21 protein-coding genes are annotated in these 24,424 nt (G+C 62.8%); 7 read left to right on the top strand and 14 right to left on the bottom strand.

The window, feature by feature from the left end; genetic code table 11:
- Positions 1–118: 118 nt before the first annotated feature.
- On the bottom strand, positions 119–2,107 hold the full coding sequence (locus ABWL39_RS18905) for an SDR family oxidoreductase (protein ID WP_367795071.1): 1,989 nt from the start codon (positions 2,105–2,107) through the stop codon (positions 119–121).
- A 238-nt stretch (positions 2,108–2,345) separates the two neighbouring features.
- Between ABWL39_RS18905 and ABWL39_RS18900 the strand changes: the two genes are divergently transcribed.
- Positions 2,346–3,845 carry a wax ester/triacylglycerol synthase family O-acyltransferase gene (locus ABWL39_RS18900; protein WP_367795068.1) on the top strand — a complete coding sequence of 500 codons (1,500 nt, stop codon included), beginning with the start codon at positions 2,346–2,348 and terminating at the stop codon, positions 3,843–3,845.
- 87 nt (positions 3,846–3,932) lie between these two features.
- Here ABWL39_RS18900 and ABWL39_RS18895 read toward each other — a convergent pair whose 3' ends face one another.
- The 8 genes from ABWL39_RS18895 to orn form a co-directional block, all read right to left on the bottom strand.
- The gene (locus tag ABWL39_RS18895; protein ID WP_367795066.1) at positions 3,933–4,127 is read right to left on the bottom strand and encodes a hypothetical protein; all 195 of its coding nucleotides are present in this window, start codon (positions 4,125–4,127) and stop codon (positions 3,933–3,935) included.
- Positions 4,128–4,266: 139 nt separating this feature from the next.
- Entirely contained in the window at positions 4,267–6,366 is a 2,100-nt protein-coding gene (locus ABWL39_RS18890) for a putative bifunctional diguanylate cyclase/phosphodiesterase (protein WP_367795063.1), read from the bottom strand.
- 4 nt (positions 6,367–6,370) lie between these two features.
- Positions 6,371–6,817, bottom strand: a complete 447-nt coding sequence (locus ABWL39_RS18885) for a response regulator (RefSeq protein WP_367795061.1) — start codon at positions 6,815–6,817, stop codon at positions 6,371–6,373.
- Between the two features lie 97 nt (positions 6,818–6,914).
- Positions 6,915–9,557, bottom strand: a complete 2,643-nt coding sequence (gene pepN, locus ABWL39_RS18880; RefSeq protein WP_367795058.1) for an aminopeptidase N — start codon at positions 9,555–9,557, stop codon at positions 6,915–6,917.
- A 120-nt stretch (positions 9,558–9,677) separates the two neighbouring features.
- A complete protein-coding gene (locus ABWL39_RS18875; protein ID WP_367795055.1) occupies positions 9,678–11,504 on the bottom strand; it encodes a M61 family metallopeptidase in 1,827 nt (608 codons plus the stop codon).
- A gap of 95 nt (positions 11,505–11,599) precedes the next feature.
- On the bottom strand, positions 11,600–12,088 hold the full coding sequence (gene pncC / locus ABWL39_RS18870) for a nicotinamide-nucleotide amidase (protein WP_367795052.1): 489 nt from the start codon (positions 12,086–12,088) through the stop codon (positions 11,600–11,602).
- Positions 12,081–13,670 carry a glucose-6-phosphate isomerase gene (gene pgi, locus ABWL39_RS18865; protein WP_367795050.1) on the bottom strand — a complete coding sequence of 530 codons (1,590 nt, stop codon included), beginning with the start codon at positions 13,668–13,670 and terminating at the stop codon, positions 12,081–12,083. The genes pncC and pgi overlap by 8 nt, the downstream gene beginning before the upstream one ends.
- A 151-nt stretch (positions 13,671–13,821) precedes the next feature.
- Positions 13,822–14,367: an oligoribonuclease gene (gene orn, locus ABWL39_RS18860; RefSeq protein WP_367795047.1), complete on the bottom strand. Its 546-nt coding sequence runs from the start codon at positions 14,365–14,367 to the stop codon at positions 13,822–13,824.
- Positions 14,368–14,444: 77 nt separating this feature from the next.
- Here orn and ABWL39_RS18855 point away from each other — a divergent pair, with 77 nt between their 5' ends.
- The 3 genes from ABWL39_RS18855 (at position 14,445) to rsgA (ending at position 16,982) form a co-directional block, all read left to right on the top strand.
- On the top strand, positions 14,445–15,686 hold the full coding sequence (locus ABWL39_RS18855; protein WP_367795045.1) for a M48 family metallopeptidase: 1,242 nt from the start codon (positions 14,445–14,447) through the stop codon (positions 15,684–15,686).
- Between the two features lie 82 nt (positions 15,687–15,768).
- On the top strand, positions 15,769–16,110 hold the full coding sequence (locus ABWL39_RS18850) for a 4a-hydroxytetrahydrobiopterin dehydratase (protein ID WP_367795042.1): 342 nt from the start codon (positions 15,769–15,771) through the stop codon (positions 16,108–16,110).
- A complete protein-coding gene (gene rsgA, locus ABWL39_RS18845; RefSeq protein ID WP_367795039.1) occupies positions 16,110–16,982 on the top strand; it encodes a ribosome small subunit-dependent GTPase A in 873 nt (290 codons plus the stop codon). The genes ABWL39_RS18850 and rsgA overlap by 1 nt, the downstream gene beginning before the upstream one ends.
- Before the next feature lie 45 nt (positions 16,983–17,027).
- Here the strand turns inward: rsgA and ABWL39_RS18840 are convergent, their stop codons facing one another.
- Positions 17,028–17,825: a hypothetical protein gene (locus ABWL39_RS18840; RefSeq protein ID WP_367795036.1), complete on the bottom strand. Its 798-nt coding sequence runs from the start codon at positions 17,823–17,825 to the stop codon at positions 17,028–17,030.
- Positions 17,826–17,986: 161 nt separating this feature from the next.
- A complete protein-coding gene (locus tag ABWL39_RS18835) occupies positions 17,987–18,910 on the bottom strand; it encodes a CobD/CbiB family protein (protein WP_367795033.1) in 924 nt (307 codons plus the stop codon).
- 214 nt (positions 18,911–19,124) lie between these two features.
- On the opposite strand from ABWL39_RS18835, the gene ABWL39_RS18830 reads away from it, so the two are divergent.
- The 3 genes from ABWL39_RS18830 to ABWL39_RS18820 all read left to right on the top strand — a co-directional run bounded on the left by ABWL39_RS18830 (position 19,125) and on the right by ABWL39_RS18820 (position 22,931).
- A complete protein-coding gene (locus tag ABWL39_RS18830) occupies positions 19,125–19,715 on the top strand; it encodes a superoxide dismutase (RefSeq protein ID WP_367795030.1) in 591 nt (196 codons plus the stop codon).
- Between the two features lie 383 nt (positions 19,716–20,098).
- Entirely contained in the window at positions 20,099–20,665 is a 567-nt protein-coding gene (locus ABWL39_RS18825) for an NADPH-dependent FMN reductase (protein WP_367795027.1), read from the top strand.
- Between the two features lie 103 nt (positions 20,666–20,768).
- Positions 20,769–22,931, top strand: coding sequence for an FUSC family membrane protein (locus ABWL39_RS18820; protein ID WP_367795024.1), 2,163 nt, complete (start codon positions 20,769–20,771; stop codon positions 22,929–22,931).
- A 1-nt stretch (position 22,932) separates the two neighbouring features.
- Here ABWL39_RS18820 and ABWL39_RS18815 read toward each other — a convergent pair whose 3' ends face one another.
- From ABWL39_RS18815 to ABWL39_RS18805, 3 genes are all read right to left on the bottom strand, one after another.
- Positions 22,933–23,184, bottom strand: a complete 252-nt coding sequence (locus ABWL39_RS18815) for a hypothetical protein (RefSeq protein WP_367795021.1) — start codon at positions 23,182–23,184, stop codon at positions 22,933–22,935.
- A 178-nt stretch (positions 23,185–23,362) separates the two neighbouring features.
- A complete protein-coding gene (locus ABWL39_RS18810; protein WP_367795018.1) occupies positions 23,363–24,004 on the bottom strand; it encodes a hypothetical protein in 642 nt (213 codons plus the stop codon).
- Between the two features lie 100 nt (positions 24,005–24,104).
- Positions 24,105–24,377, bottom strand: coding sequence for a metal/formaldehyde-sensitive transcriptional repressor (locus tag ABWL39_RS18805; RefSeq protein WP_367795016.1), 273 nt, complete (start codon positions 24,375–24,377; stop codon positions 24,105–24,107).
- Between the last annotated feature and the right edge of the window lie 47 nt (positions 24,378–24,424).

Here is a 24,424-nt window from a genome sequence, read left to right as displayed (position 1 = left end):
CAACAAAGAGCCCGATTACGGCCCGGCGCACATGATATGCGACAGGGCCGGCCACGGATTCTCACAGCTTAACCGATTGGGTGCCCCGGTAAAGCCCCCGCACGGCGGCAGCCACCACTTACATGTGAATACCCTTCATCAACTGCATCATCGCCAGCTGATCGGGCGTCACGTCCTGCACCTCGCCATCCTTCTTGCCCAGCGCGGCGGCGGACTCGGGGAACATGCGATACGAGGTGTTCATGATCACATGGGTCATCTTCGGCGCGATGGCATGCAATACCTGCGCGAAAATGCCGAGCTTGGTCGCGATACGTTGCGGCTTGTGGATGATGGCCTGGGCGATGAAGTCTGCAGCCTCTTCCGGCGAGATCATCGGCACGTTGTTGTAGATCTTGGTCGGCGCGGTCATCGCGGTCTTCACCAGCGGCATATTGATCGTGGTGAACTCGATCCCCTTGTCCGAGAACTCCGACGCGGCGCAGCGCGTGAATGCGTCCAGCGCGGCCTTGGAGGCGACATAGGCCGAGAAGCGCGGCGCATTGGTCAGCACGCCGATCGACGACAGATTGATGACATGACCCTTGCGGCGCTCGACCATCGACGGCAGCAGGCCCAGGGTCAGGCGCAGGGAGCCGAAGTAGTTGAGTTGCATGGTGCGCTGGAAGTCATGGAAGCGGTCGTAGGAGAGCTCGATGCCACGACGGATGGAGCGACCCGCGTTGTTGATCAGCACATCGACACCGCCATGGTCGGCCAGAACCTGCTTGGCCAGACCGTCGATCGCGTCGAGGTCGGACAGATCGCAGCTGTAGATGAAGGCCGTACCGCCGGCGGCTTCGATATGCTGCTTGGTCACCGCCAGCTTTTCCAGGTCGCGCGCAACGATCAGCACGGTGGCGCCCGCTTGTGCAATCTTCAGCGCAGCGGCTTCACCGATGCCCGACGAACCGCCGGTGATCATGACGATCTTGCCCTTGACGCTGCCAGCAAGCGAACGGTCGATGTGCAGATCCGGATCGAGGTGACGCTCCCAGTAGTCCCACAGGCGCCACGCGTAGTCCTCGAGACGCGGCACCTTGATGCCGGCCGGCTTCAGCAGCTGCATGGCATCCCGGTTGTCGAAGCGGGTCGGGTAGTTGACGAACTTCATGATGTCGGATGGCAGGCCCAGGTCCTTCATCACCGCGTCGCGGATGCGGCGCACTGGCGTCAGCATCATCATGCCCTGGCGCACCACGGCGGGGATGAAACCGAACAGGGCGGGGTTCAGGCGCACGGCGAAGCGCGGCGCGTGGGCTGCCTTGGTGAGGATCTCCAGGATCTCGCCGAGCTTGTAGGGCTCCGGGTCAGTCAGGTGGAAGCAGCGGCCGTCATAGCCCGGCAGATGCGCGATGTGATCCATGGCATTGACCACGAAATCGACCGGCACGATATTGATGCGGCTGCCGTCCAGGCCGATTGCCGGCATCCACGGGGGGAGCATGCGGCGCAACTTCTGGATCAGCTTGAAGAAATAGTAAGGGCCGTCGATCTTGTCGATCTCGCCAGTTTCCGAGTGGCCAACCACGATACCGGGGCGGTAAACGCGCCAGGCGATCTTGCACTCCTTGCGCACGATCGCTTCGGAATCGTGCTTGGTACGGAAGTATGGATGCGACATGTTCTCAGCTTCTTCGAACATGTCTTCGCGGAAGGTGCCTTCGTACAGCCCGGCGGCGGCAATCGAGCTCACCAGATGGAAGCACCCGGCATCAATCGCCTCGGCCAGTTGCACCGCATGGCGCGTGCCATCGACGTTGGCAGCCTGCTGCGCCTCGGCCGAAGCCTTGAGGTCATACACGGCAGCCAGATGGAAGAAATGCAGAACCTTGCCCTTCAGCATGGCCTGGTCTTGCTCCGATACACCCAGGGCCGTTTGGGTCAGATCACCGACCACGGGGATGACGCGTTCGGAGGCGCCGCCAAGCTGGGCCTTCAGCTCGTCGAGCTTGGACAGCGAAGATTCGCGAATCAAGATATAAATCGGGGCATCGCCACGCTCAAGCAGACGCTTGATCATGTTTCTGCCGATGAAACCAGTAGCTCCCGTCACGAAGTACGACACGTATTTCTCCTTTTTTACAATATTTTTTTCTAATTGGAATATTTTATGCCATAAACATCTATATTGCAACGCAGCAATATGTCAGAATAATTTATGAACGGTAATACCCATCGGGTATACAACTATATATCATTGCCATGACTCATAGCGGTTCAGTTCGAATAAGAATATGAGAAAGACCCTAGAGATGTGGCATACAACAATAAACCTTTATTTAGACTACTTGGACGGAGCAAATATGTTGTGGAATCTATCAAGCGAGAAGCGGGAGAGTATCTCTTCCGTTGATACCGCATGGCTGCGCATGGACCGGCGCACCAATCTGATGATGATCGTCGGCGTATTGATGTTTGAAACGCCGCTGGATTTGCCGCGCTTCAAGATCTCGCTGGAAGAGCGTTTTCTCAAGTACGAACGCTTCAAGCAGCGCCCGGTCAGCACCGGCTCGTCGCATAGCTGGGAAACCGACAGCTACTTCGATCTCGACAACCATATCAGCATCGCGGCCCTGCCAAGGCCTGCGACCGAGAGCGAGCTGCAGGACTTCGTCAGCGAGTTGACCAGCGAAAGCCTGGACCCCAACAAACCGTTGTGGCATTTCCATGTCGTCAACGACTTCCAGGGCGGCAGCGCGCTGGTTGTCCGCATCCACCATTGCTATGCGGACGGCATCGCCCTGATTCAAGTCCTGCTGGGGATGACCGATGACCAAGCCAAACCGAGCGGCAAACCGGCCAAGAAGCTGCGTGCGGTCGAGTCGCACCACGATGGCGAGCAGGATTTCTGGACCCGCTTCTATCGCCCCTTCACCGGTGCCGTCACGACGGCAGTCAAGACTTACTGGGATGTTCTCGAAGGCACCATCGACCTGGTGAAAAAGCCGTCCAAGCTGGTGGGCTACACCAATCTCGGCGTTGGCGTGACGGCTGACCTGGCCAAGGTGCTGACCATGTCCAACGACCCGCAGACCAGCTTCAAGGGCAAGCTCGGCGTGCGTAAGAAGGCCGTCTGGGCCGAGCCGCTCGACCTCGACGAGGTCAAGCAGATTGGCAAGGCGCTCGATTGCACCGTCAACGATGTGCTGCTGTCGAGCGTTGCCGGCTCGCTGCGCAACTACCTGATCGAGCGCGGCGAAAATGTGGATGGCCTCGAGGTGCGCGCCCTGGTGCCGGTCAACATGCGCCCGGAACACAAGATGGACAGGCTGGGCAACTATTTCGGCCTGGTGTTCCTGCCGCTGCCGATCGGCATCGCCAACCCGTTCGCGCGCCTGTATGAAGTCAAGCGCCGCATGGAGGAACTGAAGAACAGTCACGAGGCGATTCTCGCCCTGGGCCTGTTGGGCGTGGCTGGCACGTTGCCCAATGTGGTTCAGCAGTTCTCGTTCGACATGCTGACCAAGAAGGCTTCGGCCGTCATGACCAATGTGCCGGGCCCGCGTCAGCCGATGTACATGGCAGGCAGCAAGGTTTCCGACATCCTGTTCTGGGTACCGTCATCCGGCGAAATCGGCATGGGGGTCAGCATTCTGAGCTACAACGGGCAGATCCGCTTCGGCCTGATCACCGATACCAATCTGGTGCCGGACCCCGAGAACATCGTGAACCGCCTACAGTCGGAGTTCGACAAGCTGGTGTATGGCACGCTGCTGGACCTAGGCAGCGGGCCCGTGGTGCCGGAAAGCATCGAGCAGGAAATCAACCAGTGGATTTCCGCGCAGAATCTCGTGGAAAGCTGAGCTGCCCCAGCCGCCCCGGCACGAGCCGGGGCGTTCAGGGCGAAAAAAAGCGGGCATTTGCCCGCTTTTTTTGATTCTGCGAAGTAATTACTTCGCAGCTTCGTCCTTCTTTTCTTCCTTGGCAGCAGCCTTAGCCTTCTTCACCTTCTTGTGGTGCTTCTTGGCAGGTGCCTTTTGCTCAGCAGCCGGCTTTTCAGCGGCGGGCTTAGCGTCTTCAGCCATAGCGGAGAACGAAACGGTTGCGAAAGCGGCAGCAATCAGAGCGGACAGCAGCTTGTTCATGGTCAATCCCTTTTCTCGAAGTATGGGTAACTGAAATGCGGAACCTCGCGTTCCACTGCCAATAACGCAGCGCGCATCTTGCCGGTTGACAACTCTTCAGCAAGATTTTATTGCCAATGGCAATAACTCGCCGCGCGCATCACCAGCTCGGGTTACGCTGTATCAGATCGGTGGCATCACTCGCCGACAGCGGCCTGGAGAAGAAATAGCCCTGCGCAAGATCGCAGCCGAATTCGCGCAGCACCCCCAGATGCTCTTCCGTCTCGACACATTCGGCGATCACGTTCATGCCGAGGTTGTGCGCCAGCATGACGATGATACGGACGATCTCCTTGCCTTCGCGCTCGTCGGTGATCCGCCGCACGAAGGAGCCGTCGATCTTCAGCGTGTCGCAGGGAAAGCGGTGCAGATAGGACAGTGACGAATACCCGGTGCCGAAATCATCCATCAACACCTTGATATTCTTCTCCCGTAGCCGCGTCAGCATTTGCCGTGCGGACTCGGGGTTCTCCATCAGCATGGTTTCGGTGATCTCGAGCTTGAGGTGCGAGGCCGACAAGCCCGTCGAATGGATGACCGATTCGATTTCTTCGACCAGATCAGGCTGGTTGAACTGTTTGCCCGAGAGATTGACGCTCACCGGCAACATGCGGTGATCAGGAAACTGCTGCTGCCACATGACCATCTGCTGGCACGCCATCTCGAGCACCTGCTTGCCGATATCGACGATCAGGCCCAGCTCTTCGGACAGCGGGATGAAATCGTTGGGCGGCACCAGCTTGCCATCGGGCTTCTGCCAGCGGATCAGCGCCTCGAAACTGGATAGCTTGCCGGTGGTGAGTTCGACGATGGGCTGGTAATGCACGAGAAACTCACGCCGCTCGACCGCGCGCCTCAGCTCGTGCTCGAGTTGCAGCGTGGTCACCGCGCTGGCGTGCATGGCAGCATCGAAGACCTCCATCTTGCGTTTGCCTCGCTTGCGCGCACGGTGCATCGCGGTATCGGCGTCGCGCAGCATGTCCTCGGGGTCGTGGTAGCCACTGGCGCTGAACACGATGCCGACATTGCAGCCCGGAAAGAACTCGTGCCCGCCAAGGCCCAGCGGGTGGCCGATCATCGTCTGCAGCATCTCGGCGAAACGCGTCGCTTCGGCCGGGTCACGCAGGTCGTCGAGCAGAATTGCATATTCGTCGCCGGCAAAGCGTGCCGCCACATCGCCGGGGCGCAGCACCGACTTGATACGACTCGCCACCTCGATCAGGTACTGGTCGCCAATGCGGTGGCCGAAGCTGTCGTTGACGTAGCGGAAACGTTCGAGGTTGATGAACAGCACGGCGGACAGATAGGAGTCGTTGCGCTGGCGGTGTTCCAGCGCGAAGCCGAGCAGATCCGTGAACAGGGCGCGGTTCGGCAAGCCTGTCAGGCCATCGTGGAAGGCATCGTGCAGGAGCTGCTCTTCTGTGCGCTTGCGCTCGGTGATGTCGGTCTGCGAGCCGGCCATGCGATAGGCTCGCCCACTGTCGTCATAGACCGCCAGGCCGCGCGTCAACATCCAGCGATAGCCGGAGGTCTTGTGCAGCATGCGGTGTTCGATCTCGAAATGCGGCGTCAGGTGTTTCAGATGGTTGATCAGCTTGATGCGGAAGGATTGCTTCTCGTCCGGGTGCAGGCGGTTCTGCCACTCGTCCACCGAGTCGCCGACCTCGTCCATCTCGTACCCCAGCATGCTTTTCCAGCGCGACGAGAAGAACACCGTGTCGTCGGCGATATTCCAGTCCCACAGGCCGTCGTTGGCACCCTGCATGGCCAGCTTGTAGCGCTCCTCGCTGACCCGCAGCGCCTCCTCGGCGCGACGCTTGGCGCGGCGCAGATCGGCTTCGCGCAACTCGCGCTCGACCACGCCCGGCAGCCGCGGCAGATTCGTCTTGAGGACAAAGTCGCTGACCCCCATCTTCATCAGCGCGACGGCGGATTCTTCGCCAATCGTGCCGGTGACGACGATGAACGGGCAGTCCAGTCCGGTTTCGGAGAACAGGCTCAGCGCGGCCGGGCCACTGAAGCTGGGCATCGTGTAGTCGGAGATGACGATGTCCCAGGGCAGGGTCAAGGCAGCCCGCATGGCGTCCGGCGTATCGACGCGCTCATGCACGATGTGATAGCCACCACGCCTGAGCTGCAGCAGCATCAATAACGCGTCGTCTTCCGAGTCCTCTACAACCAGTACCCTCAGTTCGGTCACGCTATTATCGTCCTATCGCCGGCAGGGATTCGTTCAACACCAGCCAGTACAGCCCCACCTGGCGTACAGCATCGATGAACTGGTTGAAATCGACGGGCTTGCGGATATAGCTGTTGGCGCCGAAGGTGTAGCTCTTCAACAGGTCGTCCTCTTCTTTCGAAGTGGTCAGCACCACGACCGGTATCAGCCGTGTGCGTGCGTCGGCACGCAAGGCCTTGAGCACCTCCAGCCCATCCATCTTCGGCAGCTTGAGGTCGAGCAGGATCAGCGCCGGCTGGTGCGAGGTATCGCGCCCCGCGTAGCCCGCATTGCCAAACAGGTAATCCAACGCCTCGACACCATCACGCGCGACGACAATTTCGTTGGTGATGTTGTTCTTCTTGAATGCTCTCAGGGCGAGCATTTCATCGTCAGGATTATCTTCAACCAACAAGATAACTTGATTTTTCATCGAGGCGCTCCATGCGCATGAAATAACGGCTTATTCTAATTTAATAGCACGACTTGCAAGCCTGGCGCCAGCTGTCGCGAAATATAACGTCACAGGGCTAGGCCAACGCCTTGCTGACGATCTCGTAAACGTCCTTGGAAAGCCCTTCTGTCGCCATGATGCGCTCCAGCTCGGCTTTCATCAGGCTCTGCCGATCCGCGTCGAAACGACGCCAGCGATTGAACACGCTGACAATGCGCGACGAAATCTGCGGATTGATCCGATCAAGCGCCAACACCTGGTCCGCAATGAAGCGGTAGCCTTCGCCCGAGCCATGGTGGAAGCGCACCTGATTGGCGCCAAACGCGCCAAGCAGCGAGCGCACCTTGTTGGGATTGCGCAAGGTGAAGGCGGAATGGTCGAGCAGCGCTTTCACACGGGCCAATGCGTCGGGTAGCGCGGACATTGCTTGCAGCATAAGCCATTTATCGACCACCAGTGCATCATCCTTGAAGCGCTCGTAAAACGCCGTCAGTGCCGGCTCGCGCTGTGGGCAGCCGACATGGGTGAGCACGGACAGCGCGCCCATCATGTCGGTCATGTTGTTGGCGGTGTTGCATTGCTTGACAACCAGCTCGTGCGTTTCGGCCTCGTCGATCTGCAGCAGATAGCCCAGGCAGACATTGCGCAATGCGCGCTGCCCGGCCGCCTTGGCGTCGAAACGATATGTGCCCTTCACCTCGTTGGCGTGGTAGGCCGCCAGCCAGTCGCTGCGCAGCGCCAGCGCCAGCTCGGTGCGCACGTACTCGCGCACGGCATGGATGGCGTCAGGGTCGATCACCGCCATCTGATCGCCGATATAGCTCTCGCTCGGCAAGGTCAGCGCCTGTGCGATCAGCGCGCGGTCGAGCTGCGGGTCGTGCAGGGTCTTGCTCACCGCCTCGATGAAGCTTGTCGGCAGGCTCAGCGCACGGCCCGCCTGATGGTCGCCGATGAGCTTCAGCATCAGGCGTAGCGCCAGCGTCTGGCCAGCCTCCCAGCGATTGAAATCATCGCGGTCGTGCGCCATGAGGAAGGCCAGCTCGTCGTCATGCCACTCGTAGTCGAGCCTGACCGGTGCGGAGAAGCCTCGCAGCAGCGACGGAACCGGCTTGCTGTCGACATTGATGAAGGTGAAGCGCTGCTCCGCCTCGGTGAAGCGCAACACGCGCGAGGCGCCGGTGGGCTCTGCCTCGCCTTCGAGCTGCAGGGCGATTTCGCTGCCATCTGCGGCCAGCAGGCCAAGCGCCACGGGGATCAGGAAGGGCAGCTTGTCGGCCTGGCCTGGCGTGGCCGGGCAGCTCTGCTTCAGCGTCAGCACATAACTGCGGGTCGCGGCATCGTAGTGGCCGATGGCCTTGACCAGCGGCGTCCCTGCCTGGCTGTACCAGCGCTGGAACTGGCTCAGATCCGTCTGGTTGGCGTCGGCCATGGCGGCCAGGAAATCATCCGTGGTCACGGCTTGGCCATCATGGCGGCGGAAGTACAGATCCATGCCCTTGCGGAAGCCGTCGCGGCCGAGCAGCGTGTGGTACATGCGCACCACTTCGGCGCCCTTCTCGTACACCGTCACCGTGTAGAAGTTGTTGATCTCGATGTACGAGTCGGGGCGCACCGGGTGCGCCATCGGGCCGGCATCCTCGCGGAACTGGACGTTGCGCAGAGTGTTGACCTGATCGATGCGCTCGACCGCCCGGCTGCCCATGTCGGCCGAGAACTCCTGGTCGCGGAATACCGTCAGGCCTTCCTTCAGGCTCAGCTGGAACCAGTCGCGGCAGGTCACGCGGTTGCCGGTCCAGTTGTGGAAATACTCGTGCGCGATGACCGCCTCGATGCCGGCGTAGTCTACGTCCGTCGCCGTTTCCGGCTTGGCCAGCACATACTTGGTGTTGAAGATGTTGAGGCCCTTGTTCTCCATCGCGCCCATATTGAAGTCGCCAGTCGCGACGATCATGTAGACGTCGAGGTCGTACTCCAGGCCGAAGGTATCCTCGTCCCATTTCATCGACTTCTTCACCGAAGCCATCGCGTGATGGCACTTGTCGAGGTTGCCCGGCTCGACATAGATCTCGAGCTTCACCGGCTTGCCCGAGTGGGTCTTGTACTGGTCTTCGAGCTTGACCAGCTTGCCCGCCACCAGCGCGAACAGGTAGGACGGCTTGCGGAACGGATCGACCCACTTCACCCAGTGGCGCTGCTTGTCCACATTGCCGTGCCCGACCAGATTGCCGTTGCTCAGCAGTACCGGAAAGCGTTGCTTGTCGGCCGTGATGGTGGTGGTGTAGCGCGCCATCACGTCGGGGCGGTCGAGGAAGAAGGTGATGCGACGGAAGCCCTCGGCCTCGCACTGCGTGAACAGGTTGTGGTTGGATTCGTACAGGCCGGACAGGGCGGTATTAAGCTGCGGCTTGATATGCGTCACCACTTCCAGCACGCAGCTCGCGGGCAGGCCGGCCAGCGTCAGGCCGTCGCGGGTCTGCACGTAGCGGTCGGCCGGCAGGGTTTCGCCATCGACACGCACCAGCTTGAGTTCGAGTTCCTCGCCATCGAGCACCAGCGGCGCATCGGCAGACGGGTGGGCGCTGTTGCGATTAAGCACCATGCGCGAATGCACTTCGGTATGGTCGTCGAACACGTCGAACTTGAGATCGACGCGGTCGATCAGGAAGGCCGGCGGGGTGTAATCCTTGAGGTAAATCGTCTTGGGTGCGTCGTTGTACATCGTCTCGATCCTGCTTTTTTATCGGGCAGGCACTGGGCCTGCCGCTTGGTCCCCGCTGCTGCGCATGGGCGCGGCAGCGGGCTTGTCGTTACCCGGGCCGGGCAGTATCACCCCCGGCACTCAATCCTTGTCTTGCAGCCACGCCCGGCGCGCCTTGCGCTGTGCCGATGTGGGCTTGTGCGCCACGGCCAGCACGCAGGTATCCGCCTGGGGCGCCTGCAGCTCGGCCTGGAACACCATCAATTCATCGCGGCGGAACGCGTGAATCTCCACTACATCGCCCACCTGCCGGCACTCGATGGCCTGGTCGAAGTTGCTGGCACTGACGCGCAGACCATCGACCGCCACCAGCAGGTCGCCGGCAGACAGGCCAGCGGCCTGTGCCGCACCATCGTCGAGCACGTGGGTCAGCTTGACCCAGCCATTCTCGGTGCTGGTTCGCACTCCCAGCACCGGCCGCCGGGCCAGCGTTTTGGCCGGCTTCGACACGGCCTTGCCGCCCTTGTCGGCGTTCGACTCCGCGGCCCTCAGCTGCATCTCGACACCGACGCCCGCCAGCAACTCGGCCAGCGGCAGCTCATCGGTCGATCGCAGCGCGAGCTCGAAGAACCGACCGAGATCGATGCCGCTGGCCTCGGCGGCAACACGCTCCCACTCCGCCTCGCCCACGCCCTCGCCGCGTTCGAGATACAGCACCCACAAGGCGCGCATCACGTCGTCGAGCGAGCATGCGCCGTCACTGTCGAGGCGGATCGTCAAATCCAGCGCGAGTGCGGCGAGCGCCCCTTTTGTATAGTAGCTGACCAGGCTGTTGGGCGAATTTTCGTCCTGGCGGTAATACTTGATCCAGGCATCGAAGCTCGACTCTTCCAGCGTCTGCTTGAGGCGGCCAGCGCCACGCGCGACCCCGGTCACCGTCTTGGCCAGCAACTCGAGGTACTGCTCGACGCTGATCAGGCCCGAGCGCACCAGCGTCAGGTCGTCGTAATAGGAGGTGATGCCCTCCATCGCCCACAGCAGGCGGGTGTAGCCCTCGCGCCCGAGGTCGTAAGGCGCGAATGCCTGGGGCTTGATACGCTTGACGTTCCAGCTGTGGAAATATTCGTGGCTGACCAGGCCGAGAAACTGCCGGTAGCCTTCGCTCTGCGCCTCGTCGCCCACGCGCGGCATATCGCCGCGGGACGCCATCAGCACGGTCGACGCACGATGCTCGAGGCCGCCGTAGCCATCGCCGGTGAGCATGGTCATGAACACGTAGCGGTCGAACGGCGCCGGCTCGCCGAACAGCTTGATCTGGTATTCGCAGATGCGTTTGACGTCCTTCACCAGCCGCTTCATGTCGGCACGGTGCCGGCCGGTGATCACGAATTCGTGCGGCACACCGCAGGCCTTGAAGCTGGCCAGCGTGAAGTCGCCCATTTCCACCGGGTGGTCGATCAGCTCGTCGTAACTGCCGGCCCCGTAGCTACCGAAGCCATGCTGCTTGGCGTCCTTGCGCGCCAGGGCGGTGGCGACCTTCCAACCCTTGTAGGCACGGCCCTCGGGCGGGACGATCTCGACCTCGTGGCGGCGTGCCTCCTGGCCCTCCACGCACAGGCACAGGCTGGTGCCGTTGAAGAAGGCGCGGGTCTGGTCGAAATAGGCGCCGCGCACGGACAAATCGTAGGCGTAGACCTCGTATTCGAGCGTCAGCTTGCCCTTGCACGGGGCCGCGAGCCAGGTGTGCTTGTCCAGCTTGCTCAGGCGCACGGGCTTGCCGCCGGCACTGGCCTTGACGCTGACGATATGGCGCGCGAATTCGCGGATCAGGTAGCTGCCGGGGATCCAGCTCGGCAGGGAAAAGCGCTGGCCGCTGCTGGCCGGCTCATGGACGCTCAATGTCACACGGAACAGATGCGCCTCGGGGCTGGCGCAGGTGATGCGGTAGTGAATCGGTGATGTTTTCATTCGATGTCAGTACCCGCCATTTTTGACGGCGGGCATACCGGTGGTCGCGAGAGGCGGTATTGTAACCGAGTTGTCATGCCAGGGCCTGCCACAGCCTAAGCGGCAAGATCCAGCAGGCCTTGCAGCGCCGCGATCACGGTGGCACGCCGTACCGCCTCGCGATCGCCGGCAAACATGAAGCGCTCGCAGCGCACCACCCCGGCACGACTGGCCCAGGCGATCCATACCGTTCCGACCGGTTTCTCGACCGAGCCCCCGGACGGGCCGGCCACGCCGCTGACAGCCACGGCGAGATCGACATCGGCGCGCGACTGGGCGCCCGACGCCATCTCGGACACCACCAGCGCGCTGACTGCGCCGAACTGCGCCAGCGCCTCGCCGGAGACACCCAGCATCTGCTGCTTGGCGCGATTGGAATAGGTCACGTAGGCGCGGTCGAACCAGGCCGAGCTGCCGGGTACGGCCGTCAACGCCTCGCTGATCCAGCCGCCGGTGCACGATTCTGCTGTCGCCAGCCACAGGCCGCGTGCCAGCAGCCGCTCGCCAAGGCCTCGCGCGAGCGTGAGCAGCTCGGCATCAGCCACCGCGGTGCCTCCGGTAGCGCTCGATCAGGCCGCGCGTCGAAGCATCGTGCGTATCGAGCGAGCTGTAGTCGGTCAGCTGCGGCGTGATGCGCTTCGCCAGCTGCTTGCCGTATTCGACGCCCCACTGGTCGAAGGAATTGAGCCCCCAGATCACCCCCTGCACGAATACCTTGTGCTCGTACATGGCGATCAGGCCGCCCACGGAGCGCGGTGTCAGCCGGTCGAGCAGGATCGTGTTCGACGGCTGGTTGCCAGGGAATACCTTGTGCGGCAGCAACTGCTCGAGCGCCTCGCCAGTCAGCCCCTGCGCCTCAAGCTCCGCCCTAGCCTCGGCTTCGGACTTGCCGCGCATCAAGGCCTGCGTCTGCGCCAGGCAGTTGGCGACGAGGATGTCCTGATGATTGCCGAGCGGGTAGTTGCTCTTCACCGCCAGCACGAAATCGGCCGGCACCAGGCGCGTGCCCTGGTGCAATAGCTGGAAGAACGCATGCTGGCAGTTGACGCCGACCTCGCCCCAGATCACCGGACCGGTATCGAAGTCGAGCGTGAAGCCGTCGCGCGTCACGCGCTTGCCGTTGGACTCCATGTCGAGCTGCTGCAGGTGCGCGGGCAGGCGCGACAGGCTCTGGTTGTAGGGGATCACCGCGTGGGTATGCGCGCCGAAACAGGTGTTGTACCAGATGCCGAGCAGCGCCAGGATCACCGGGATATTGCGCTCGAACGGCTGCGAGAAGAAATGGCAATCCATCTCGTAGGCACCGTCGAGCAGCGCCTCGAAATGGTCCATGCCGATCTGGATGGCAACCGTGAGGCCAACCGCGGACCACAGCGAATAGCGCCCGCCGACCCAATCCCAGAAACCGAACATATGGTCGGGATCGATGCCGAAGGCCTTCACCGCCGGCGTGTTGGTCGATACCGCGACGAAATGCCGGGCCACCGCGTCGGCGTGGCCGAGCTTGGCCACCAGCCAGTCGCGCGCGCTTTCGGCGTTGAGCAGCGTCTCGGGCGTGGTGAACGATTTCGAGGTGACGACGAACAGGGTCGTCTCCGCATCGAGGCCAGCCACCACGTCGCTCAAGTGGCCACCGTCGACGTTCGACACGAAATGCGTGTCGATGCCGGCGGCGCCGAACGGTTTCAAGGCGCGCGCGACCAGCATCGGCCCCAGGTCGGAGCCACCGATGCCGATATTGACCACGGTGGTGATGCGCTTGCCGGTATACCCCAGCCATTCGCCGCCGCGCACGCGGTCGGTGAAGCGCCGCATGCGTTGCAACACCTCGCGCACGCCGGGCATCACATCCTCGCCATCGACGTAAACCGGCTCGTCCGAGCGGTTGCGCAGCGCGGTATGCAGCACGGCGCGGTTCTCGCTCAGGTTGATCTTGTCGCCGCTCCGCATGCGCGTCATCCAGTCGGCCAAGTTGACGCTTTCCGCCAGCTCGGTCAGCAGGCGTAGCGTGGTGCCGTCGATACGGTTCTTGGAGTAGTCCAGGAACAAGGGCCCGCATTCGAGCGAGAAGCGCTCGAAGCGGCCAGGGTCAGCATCGAACAGGTCGCGCATGTGAACGCGCGACATCTGCTGCTGATGCCGCCACAGTGCGAGCCAAGCACTCGCCTGCGGCGATTTGAACAGATTTCGCATATTTCCCAGAGTGTATTGTTGTTGGTTTTATCGCTGCACGCTCTGTGGCGCGTCAGCCTGCGCCCCGGCCGCAGCCGGGGGGCGATTACAGCTTGATGAAGTGCTCGCGGTAATACTTGAGTTCTTCGATCGATTCGTAGATGTCGGCCAGTGCCTCGTGCTTGCCATGCTTCTTCAAGCCCTTGGCAATCTCCGGCTTCCAGCGCTTGACCAACTCCTTGAGCGTGCTGACGTCGAGATTGCGGTAGTGGAAATAGGACTCGATCTTGGGCATCCAGCGCGCAAGGAAGCGGCGATCCTGGCAGATCGAATTGCCGCACATCGGGCTCACGCCGCTCGGCACGTATTCCTGCAGGAAGCTGATCATCTGCGCCTCGACCTGCGCATCGGACAGCACCGAGGCCTTGACCTTGTCGATCAGCCCCGAGCGGCCATGGGTGTTCTTGTTCCAGTCGTCCATCGCGTCGAGCACGGCGTTGTCCTGGTGCACGACGAGGACGGGTGCCTCGGCCACGGTGTTGAGCTGGCTGTCGGTGACGACCAGTGCGACCTCGATGATGCGATCCGACTCGGGCACCAGCCCGGTCATTTCCATATCGATCCAGATGAGGCGGTTTTGATCTTGTGGCATACTGATTTTCCTACAAACATTCACGCGTCATTGTCGCACACACGCCAGCCAAGCGTCATCGACGTTGCTCCCCGCGCATGTCCGCCTTCACCCTCGCCTTCCTGCTCGCCGTCGCCACCACCTTCTGTCTGCGCCAGTATCTCGCATGGCGCCACATCCGCCACGTTGCGGCCCACCGCGCGGCGGTACCGGCGGCATTCAGCGACGGCATTGACCTCGCCGCCCACCAGAAGGCTGCCGACTACACCGTCGCGCGCACCCGGCTCGGCATGCTCGACACCTGCATCGATTGCGCTGCCCTGCTCGCCTTCACGCTGGCTGGCGGGATCGAGGCACTGCACCAGTTCTGGCTTGCCCATCTCGGCAGCGGCATTGCCCAGGGCATCGCGCTGATCCTGTCGCTGTCGTTCGCCAGCGGCCTGATCAGCCTGCCGCTGTCGCTGTACACCACCTTCGTACTCGAAGCGAAGTTCGGCTTCAATCACACCTCGTTCGCCACCTTCATCGCAGACCAGATCAAGCAATTGCTGCTGGGCCTCGTGCTCGGCGTGCCGCTGATCTACGCCGTGCTGTGGCTGATGAGCAAGATGGGGGCAAACTGGTGGCTGTACGTGTGGCTGACCTGGATCGGCTTCAACCTGTTCGTGCTGGCCGTCTACCCGACCTGGATCGCCCCGCTGTTCAACAAGTTCTCGCCGATGCAGGACGACACGATGAAGACCCGCATCGAAGCCCTGCTGGTGAAGTGCGGCTTCCAGTCCAGCGGCCTGTTCGTGATGGATGGCTCGAAGCGAAGCGCGCACGGCAACGCCTATTTCACCGGCTTCGGCAAGACCAAGCGCATCGTCTTTTTCGACACCCTGCTGACGCAATTGCAGCCGGGCGAGGTGGAGGCGGTGCTCGCGCACGAGCTCGGCCATTTCAAGCACCGCCATGTGCTCAAGCGCATCGTGTGGAGTTTCGCCGCCAGCCTGCTGTTCCTGTTCGTGCTCGGCCAGGCGATGCAGCAGCCCTGGTTCTACCAGGGGCTGGGCGTGAGCTCGCAGAGTACGGCGCTGGCGCTGATCCTGTTCTTTCTGACCGCGCCGGTCTTCCTGTTCCCGCTGACACCGTTGACCAGCCTGTATTCGCGCAAGCACGAGTTCGAGGCCGATCGCTATGCCGCCCGCCAGTCCAGCGCCAACGACCTGGTCAACGCGCTGGTCAAGCTCTACCGCGACAATGCCTCGACGCTGACGCCGGACCCGCTGCACTCGGCCTTTTACGATTCGCACCCGCCCGCCTCGATCCGCATCGCGCAGCTGCGCGCCGCCGGGTGACGACACAAGACTGCTCACCGCAGCCGCCCCTGCAAGGGCCCACAAGGTCCGCGCGACACACCACTGAAGATAGGAGACCACCATGTCCAACACCGTATGTGACCTCAGCAACAAGAACTGCAAACCGTGCGAAGGCGGCATCCCGGCCCTCACCGAGGCCGAGGCGCGCGAGCTGCTCCAGCAGCTGAGCGGCTGGACGCTCGATGGCGGCAAGATCTGGAAGAAATACGAATTCAAGAATTACTACCAGACCATGGCCTTCGTGAATGCGCTGGCCTGGGTCTCGCACCGCGAGGACCATCACCCCGACCTGGAGGTCTGCTGGGGGCATTGCACCGTTCACTACAACACCCACGCGGTGAACGGCCTGTCCGAGAACGACTTCATTTGCGCGGCCAAGTGCGACGCGCTGTTTGACATCTGATGGCGGGCCCCACCACCACCGGCCGCATCGTCACCAGCTACGGCCGTTCGTTTCGCGTCGAGGTGGACGACCGCCAGGTATATGAATGCAGCGTGCGCGGCAAGCGTACCGACCTGGCCTGCGGCGACGTGGTGGAAATCCGCATCAGCAACGCCGAGCAGGCGGTGATCGAGCGCGCGCTGCCGCGCAAGAGCCTGCTCTACCGCGCCGACGACTGGCGGCAGAAGCTGATCGCGGCCAATGTCACGCAGGTCGTCGTGGTGCTCGCGCCGTTCCCGAGCTTCAGCGAGGATTTCCTCGGCCGCTGCCTGCTGGCGTGCGAGGCGGCCGACATCGAGCCGCTGATCGTGCTCAACAAATGCGACCTGCCGGAGGCCGAAGCGGCGCGCCAGCGCCTGGCCGGCTATCGCGAGCTCGGCTACCGCCTGCTCGAACTCACCGCCCGGCAGAGCGTCGACCCGCTGCGCCCGTTTCTGGACAACCATGTCACGGTGCTGATCGGCCAATCCGGCATGGGCAAATCGACCATCATCAACACTCTGCTACCACAAGCCCAGGCCCGTGTTGGCGACATTTCCATCGCCCTCGATTCGGGCAAGCACACCACGACGCACGCCACGCTCTACCACTTGAACGATACCGCATCGATCATCGATTCGCCGGGCATGCAGGAGTTTGGCCTCAAGCATCTCGACGCGACCACGCTCGACCGGCTGTTTCCCGAGATGCGCGAGCACGTGGGGCAATGCCGTTTCCGTAACTGCCGGCATCGCGTCGAGCCGGGCTGCATCATGGATGAGCTGGTACGAGAGAACAGGCTCGCGGCGGAGCGGCTGGCCTTCTATCGCCGCGTTGTCAACGAGCTGGCCTGAGGCGGGCACCAGGGCACGACGTCGCACGGCCCGCAGGCTGACTGCTTACAGATCGGTCAGCCTGAACCACAGTGCCTGGCGATCCAGCGGGGTTTCAGCAGGCAGCTGCGGATTGGTCAGCTCGATGATGCGGCGCGACCGCAATCCTGCGCCGCGAATATAGGTGCCGTAGGTGTCGTAGAACAAGGTATCGAAGTCGCCGTCGGCAATGGCGCATTCGAGGCCGGCTTCGATCACGGCAGCCAGCAGGTCGGCATTGCGGTTGACGAAGAAATAGAATGCCGCCGGATAGTGAAGCGCGAGGTGATCGTCGATCACCAGACCATCGCGGCGTGCGCGGACGGCATTCTCGGCCCATATCTCGGCCAGCGAGCGCGGAAAATAGTCCGCGTAGCCCGAATGCATCAAGGCAAACAGGCCGTCGTAGCTATCTACCGGACACACCGGCAGGCCGTTGGCCCGCAGTAGCGCGGTATCAGGCCAATCGTGCCCCTGGCAGGCGATGAAGCGGGCCAGGCGGCGGATCGAATCCACTCTAGCCAGCAGCTGCGGGCGCTGCTGCGACACAAAGGCAATGCGCCAGCCGATCAAGCCCTTGTAGATGGGAATACGGATGGGCAGCAGGCGCCGCTCGCGGTTGAGGGAGGTCATCGACCACACGATGTCGAGCGACTCGCCCCGTTCCATCATCGACAGCGCCGCTCCCTGTTGCACCACGTTCGGCCCGGGGCACAACTCGAAGCGCTCGCCGGCCTTGTTCAGTGCCAGCTCCAACAGCCTGACGGGGTATTCGGTGCGCGCGTCTGGCGCACTCTCCGGCGGGGGGTAGACCAGTCGTATCATCGGCGCCTCACGTCTGGGCACTGCGAATAAGCGGCCTGGCGAGCAAAACCTGCATCGGCTGCTCGCTCGGCATTGCCTCTGTGGCTGATATCCCTCGGCCCGTCAGCCCTTGCTTGCGACGGCTTCCGAGGTGGCCGTCTGTTTACCGCCGGGAACCGTCCTCAGCCGACCCAGTGGGTCACGCTGAACAGCAGGATCAGGAACAGCCACAGCAACACGGCACGCCACACCAGCCCGACGGCGCTGGCCAGGTAATCGGGATCGGCCGCGTCGCCCACGCCAAGCTCGGGGCGGAACTTAACGGTGTGATCCTGGTGCAGCGGGTCGCCGAGCTTGATGCCGATGGCCCCGGCGCCGCTGGCGAGCAGGATGCCGTAATCGTAGTTGAGCCAGGCCTGCGCCTGCGAACGCCAGCAATACACCGCATCCTCGAAATCGCCGACAATGGCGAAGCTGACCGAGGTCAGCCGGATCGGCGCCCAATCGAGCAGCTGCATGATCTTGAGACTGAAGCGGCCGAACGGATCGGTCTGCTGCGCGTCGCGCTCGCCCCATTTCTGGCTCAGCCGCGTGGCCAGGCGATACAGCAAGGCACCGGACGGCCCGGGCAGGATCAGGAACCAGAAAATCGTGCCGAACACGTGACGATAGGAATCCACCAGCCCCTGCTCGATCGCCACGCGCGACAGCTCGCCTTCGGTCATCTCGCTGGTGTGCTGGCTGGTCCAGCCGGCCAGCAACTGCCGGGCGCGCTCGATATCACCCTCTTTCATGGCCTCGGCGATGCCGCTGAAGGCGTGGCTGAAATGGCGGAAGCCGATGGTCAGGTAAAGAATGACCACGTTCCAGGCCAGCGCGAACAGCGGGTTCAGCTGGTTGAGCCAGAAATAGATCCCGGTGGCCGCGAGGCACAGCGGCAAAATGGCTGCGCACCACGCGATGGCACCGTGCTTGAACTCGCCGGCATTGAGCTTGCGCTCCAGGCGATTGGCGAAACGGGTGAAGACGAACATCAGCTGGTTGCGGATTTCCAGCGGCTTGAACTGTTCCAGCAGCAAGGCGGCGATCAGCGACAGCAGACTCATGGCGGGATCTTTATTAGAGAACGATGTTTGATTTCCAAGATAACATAGCAACTGCCCGGAAACCAGCCGCAGCAAGCCCGCGCAGATACAAGAGCAATTTACTCAACAATTGTTCAGCGCATGGCACTCCTGATAAACTCTTGATCCACCACTCCATCACTCAGAGCCGCCCGGCTCTGCAGCGTTATAACCACAGGCCAATCAGGAGATTTCCATGGAACACAAGCTGCCAGAACTGCCCTACGCCCTCGACGCGCTCGCTCCGCACATGTCCAAGGAGACGCTGGAGTACCACTACGGCAAGCATCACCAGACTTACATCACCAACCTGAACAACCTGATCAAGGGCACGGAAAACGAAAACCTGTCGCTCGAAGAGATCGTGAAGAAGGCGCCGGCTGGCGGCCTGTTCAACAACGCGGCCCAGGTCTGGAACCACACCTTCTTCTGGCTCGGCTTCAATCCGAATCCGAACAGCGAAGCGCGCGCACCCAGCGGTGCCCTGGCTGACGCGATCAACGCCAAGTGGGGTTCGTTCGACGAGTTCAAGAAGGCGTTCAACACCTCCGCTGCCGGCAACTTCGGCTCGGGCTGGACCTGGCTCGTGAAGAAGGCTGACGGCTCGCTCGACATCGCCAACACCAGCGCTGCCGCCACCCCGCTGACCACCGCCGACACCGCGCTGCTGACCTGTGACGTGTGGGAACACGCCTACTACATCGACTACCGCAACAGCCGCCCGAACTACCTCGAGGCGTTCTGGAAGCTGGTCGACTGGTCGGTTGTCGCCAAGCGCTTCGCCTGATCGATGCGTGATGCCGGGGTCATCATTGCCAGAGCCTGCATGATGCCCTGATATCTCCGCACCCGGCAGACGATCCGTCGTTGCAGAATGGGCGCCCCTGGGGCGCCCATTTTTATGGTGTGACGGACCACTCCGCACACGGGCCGTCACCCCGCCAGCCCACCAAAACGCGAGAGCAAGGCCCATCACCGCGGGCGTGATGCCGCCCGGCATCCACACCGCGCCGGCACGGGCCGCGTCCGACCCGCAACAGCGCCACTCACTCACGGCGGCAGGTTCTACACTGAAGCAAGCGGCGGCGAGCGTGCATCGCGCCAGTCCCGGCGATGAACCGCTGGTACGCTGTTCTGTCCACCCTTCAACCGGACCACACAGGAGCAATCATGGCAAGCAGAAAAGTCGCGGTACTCGTCGGCAGCCTGCGCAAGCAGTCCTACAACCGCAAAATGGCCAAGGCGTTGATCGAATGTGCACCGAGCGGGCTTCAGCTCGAAATCGTCGAGATCGGGCAACTGCCGCTCTACAACCAGGATGGTGACGACGACGGCAGCCCGGCATCCGAGTGGGTGGCGTTCCGCGAGCGGATGGCGGGTTTCCAGGCGGTATTGTTCGTGACACCGGAGTACAACCGCTCGGTGCCCGCCGTGCTCAAGAACGCGCTCGACGTCGGCTCCCGCCCCTACGGCAAGAGCATCTGGAGCGGCAAGCCTGGCGCGGTCGTGAGCTTGTCGCCGGGCGCCATCGGCGGCTTCGGCGCCAATCACCATCTGCGCCAGTCGCTGGTGTTTCTCAACGTGCCGACCATGCAGCAGCCTGAGGCCTACATCGGTGGCGCGGCAGCGCTGTTCGACGAGTCTGGCAAGCTCGCCAACGACGGCACGCGCAACTTCATACAAGGTTTCATGAACAGCTTTGCGGCCTGGGTCCAGGCCAATCTGCCCAGCGCATGAGCTTGGCACCCCGGCCTGACATCAGCACGGTGCGGGCAGACTCGCCGCAGGCCGCCGGCATGGCACCTGCCCGCACTAAGCCCGGCTGAGGAGCGGCGCAACGATGCACTATGCGCTGAACCCGCGTGTCTTCATCTTCAGCCACTATTTCCACACCGGCCTGCGCGTCGCAACGGGCGTCATCGGGCTGACGGCGCTCGTTTTCCGCTACACGGACCTGCCCACGGCGATGACGGTGTGCATCGGCGCCCTATGCACGAGCCAGATGGATCTGCCGAGCCCAATCCGCCACAAGTTCAACGAGATGCTGGCCAGCGTGCTGCTATGCACGCTGGTCACGCTGTTGATCAGCCTGAGCAGCCCTTATCGCGCCCTGCTCTACCCGCTGCTCGTGCTGGTGAGTTTTCTTGCCAGCATGATGGTGGTCTACGGCAAGAAAAGCCTGCCCTTGCAGTTCGCCGCGCTGTTTGTGATGACGCTGTCGATGGTGAACGTGCTGAGCCCGATGCAGGCGCTCGGCCATAGCGCACTGTTCTGCGCCGGGGGGCTGGCCTATCTCGGCTATGCCATGGCGGTCAGCTGGTGCCTGCGCTTTCGTACCAAGCAGCAGATCCTGGCCGAGGCGCTGTTCGAGCTCGGGCGCTACATCGAGCTCAAGGCGGCCTGCTACGACCCGCGCATCGACCTGAAACAGCAGTTCACGCTGCTGGTGCGGCAACAGGTGATCCTCGCCGACAAGCAGCAGGCATCGCGCGACCTGTTGCTGCGCGGCGTGCCGGACGAGCGCGACAGGCGGCGGGTGCAGGTCCATTTCGGCATGCTCGATCTGTATGAGCTGGTGCTCTCAACGCACGCCGATTATGCGCTGCTGCGCCGCCACGCCGAGGGGGCGCCAGCGCTGACGCTGATGCGCAGCCTGGTGGAGAAGGCCGCGCAGGACATCGAGGCGATCGCCTATGACGTGACGCGGCAGCGGGCCTCGGCGCCGCGCGTGAACTACACCGCAGAGCTGGCGGCGCTCGACCGGGAGCTCACACAATGGGCCCAGAGCAGCGGGCCGGACGGCAAGGCCGCGCTGGTCGTGCTGCGTACGGCGGCCAACAAGCTGCGTGAAGTGATCGAGATGATCGAACGGCTGCACCGCGCCACGGCGGCCGTGACCGGGCCACCACCGACGCTGCCCGGCGCGGACATGACGCCGTTCCTGACACAGCAGCGCTACGAGATCGGGCTGATGTTGTCCCACCTGCGCCGCGACTCGCCGATCTTCCGTTTTTCACTGCGGGTGGCGATGGCCGTCGCCGTCGGGCTTGCCGTGGCCAGCACGCTGCCCTACATGGCGCATGGCTACTGGATCTTGCTGACCATCGTGATCGTGCTCAAGCCGAGTTTCAGCATGACCAAGCGGCGCCGCGGCGACCGCCTGATCGGCACGGCGATCGGCTGCGCGCTGACGGCCGTCATCCTGCATCTCGTGCATGCGCCGGCCGTGCTGCTGGCCCTGCTCTACCTGACCACGGCCGCGGCCCCGGCCTTTCTGCAGATCAAGTACCGCTACACGGCGATTGCCGCGAGCATGCAGATCCTGCTGCAGACCAGCCTGCTGTTGCCGGCGGGCAGCCACGTGATCGGCGAACGGCTGATCGACACGGCGATCGGCACGGCCATCGCCACCATATTTAGCTTCGTGCTGCCGAGCTGGGAATACCGCGCGCTGCCGCAACTGGTACGCAAGGTGCTGGAAGCCAACCGGCGCTATCTCGATGCCAGTAGCGAGCTCTTGCGGGGCAGGATGGGCAACGACCTGGCCTACCGGCTGTGCCGCAAGCGCTTCATGGATGACCTCGCCAATCTCGGCGCCGCGCTGTCGCGCATGCTCGACGAGCCGGAAGACAAGCAGCGTGCCGCCGACGAGCTGAACCAGTTCATCGTGCAGAACTACCTCGTGGTGACCCATGTGGCGGCGCTGCGCCTGTTGCTGCGCCGCCATGCAGCCGAGCTGACGCCGCAGCACCTCGATGGCCCGCTGCAGCAGACCTTCGCCGCCGTGTCCGCCACGCTGGAGCAGGCACGGCAGGCGCTGGCAGCCGTGCCCGCCACGCCGCCCAGCACACCGACGCCGCCCGAGCCCGCAACGGACCCCGGCATCTGGGGCGGTGAAGCGCTGCTGAGCCGCCGCCTGGCCCTGCTCCATAGCGACGCCGCGGCCCTGGCGGCCTCCAGCGCCGTGCTGGGCCGCAAGCTCGGTGCCGCGCCCGCAGCCTGATTCAGCTGGCGGGGATGTGTACCCGGGAACATTCCGCCCGGCCCGCCACCTCGCTGCATTTCACCACCTGATCGCGTGCCGTATCGAGAAACCACGCGGTGGAGCCCGCGCCCGACGCCGACACGCCGAGTGGCGTGTATGTGCCCTTGCTGCCGCTGGGCAGCTCCGCATGGGCGCGGCCGGCGACGGATACATAGGCCGCTGCGAACATCAGTGCGGCCGCAGCGGTGATGGCAAGCGATGCTGTCTTCATGTCGATCTCCAGAATGAGCCGAGGCTGTGGACCGGCGCCGGCACGCGGCCTTGGCGATTGGCTCAGCCCAAAATTCGGGCAGCCCAGTTCTACGCGATGCTGCTCAGTAGCTTAGCGACGCCGTCCTCACGATATGCCCAGGGTTATCCACAGAAGCTGTGGGCAACGACACACGCCGCTAGCCGCCTGCCGCCTGTTGCTTCAGCGCGACCATATGCTCGGCGATCAGCTCGGTCTGGAAGCGCACGATCGTGTCCTGATCGGTGAAAATCGACTGGGTGTTGTTCTGGGCGCGGTAACCCGGCCCACCGGCCTTGCCGGTCACGCCAAACGTGCCTTCACCGGCGCTCGACCAGTTGGTCGAGCCTTCGCCACCCACGCGGCCGTCGGCCACGAAGCCCTTGGTGTGCGTGATCTGGTGGCTGCTCGACTGGCCGATCGCGAAGTGGGTGTTGAAGTTCGCCAGATCATGCTGGCGGTTGACATCGAGCAGCGCCTTCTCGTGCGCCCCGCCCGCCTGGCTCTTGTCGAGCGTGATCAGCACGGTCACGCTCGGGTCGCGCACCAGCTGCATCAGGATGTCGTTCAACTCCTCGTCGTCATAGCCGAACATATTGAGATACAGCGAGATGCTGACGCGCGACAGCACGTACTTGAGCACGTCGTGCACATCGTCGCGGCCAACGTAGAACAGGTGAAAATCCCGGCTGGCATTGCTGGCGTAGCTTTTCTCCTGCGTGTACTGCTGCAGGTCGAGCAGATCGAAGGTCTGCAGCGTCTGGGTCGGGTCGTCGATCACATTGCTGGCGCTGTTTGCCATCACACGTCCTTTCCTCGCGGGTTCAACCCAGGCCCGGCACAGGGCGGGCCACCCACTCAGTATTGCCGCTATTGCACCAATGGCAATGCCGATCGGGGCGCTATTTCATATAGGGCTTGATGACCTGCAGCACCAGTTCGAGATCGTGCTGCCGCTGGGCAAGCTCGGGCTCTTCGACGATGTGATCGGTCAGATGGCCCTCGATCACCGCCACCATCAGGCCGTTGACCGCCCCCCGGATCGCCGCGATCTGCTGCAGGATGCCGGCGCAGTCGGTGCCGCTGTCGAGCAGCGTTTCCAGCGCGGCGGTCTGGCCGTGGATGCGCCTCACCCGCGCGAGTAGCTTGGCCTTGTCCCGGATCGTATGAACCATGTCGTTTTCTCCGAAAAATATACTGGAGGGTAGCATAAACATACTGG

Origin of the sequence: Chitinivorax sp. PXF-14, from assembly GCF_040812015.1 — a bacterium.
In the GTDB taxonomy this organism is placed as follows: Bacteria; Pseudomonadota; Gammaproteobacteria; order Burkholderiales; family SCOH01; genus JBFNXJ01.
The sequence above is the reverse complement of the archived record's forward strand: the minus strand, read 5'-3'. Positions and strand labels throughout refer to the sequence as shown.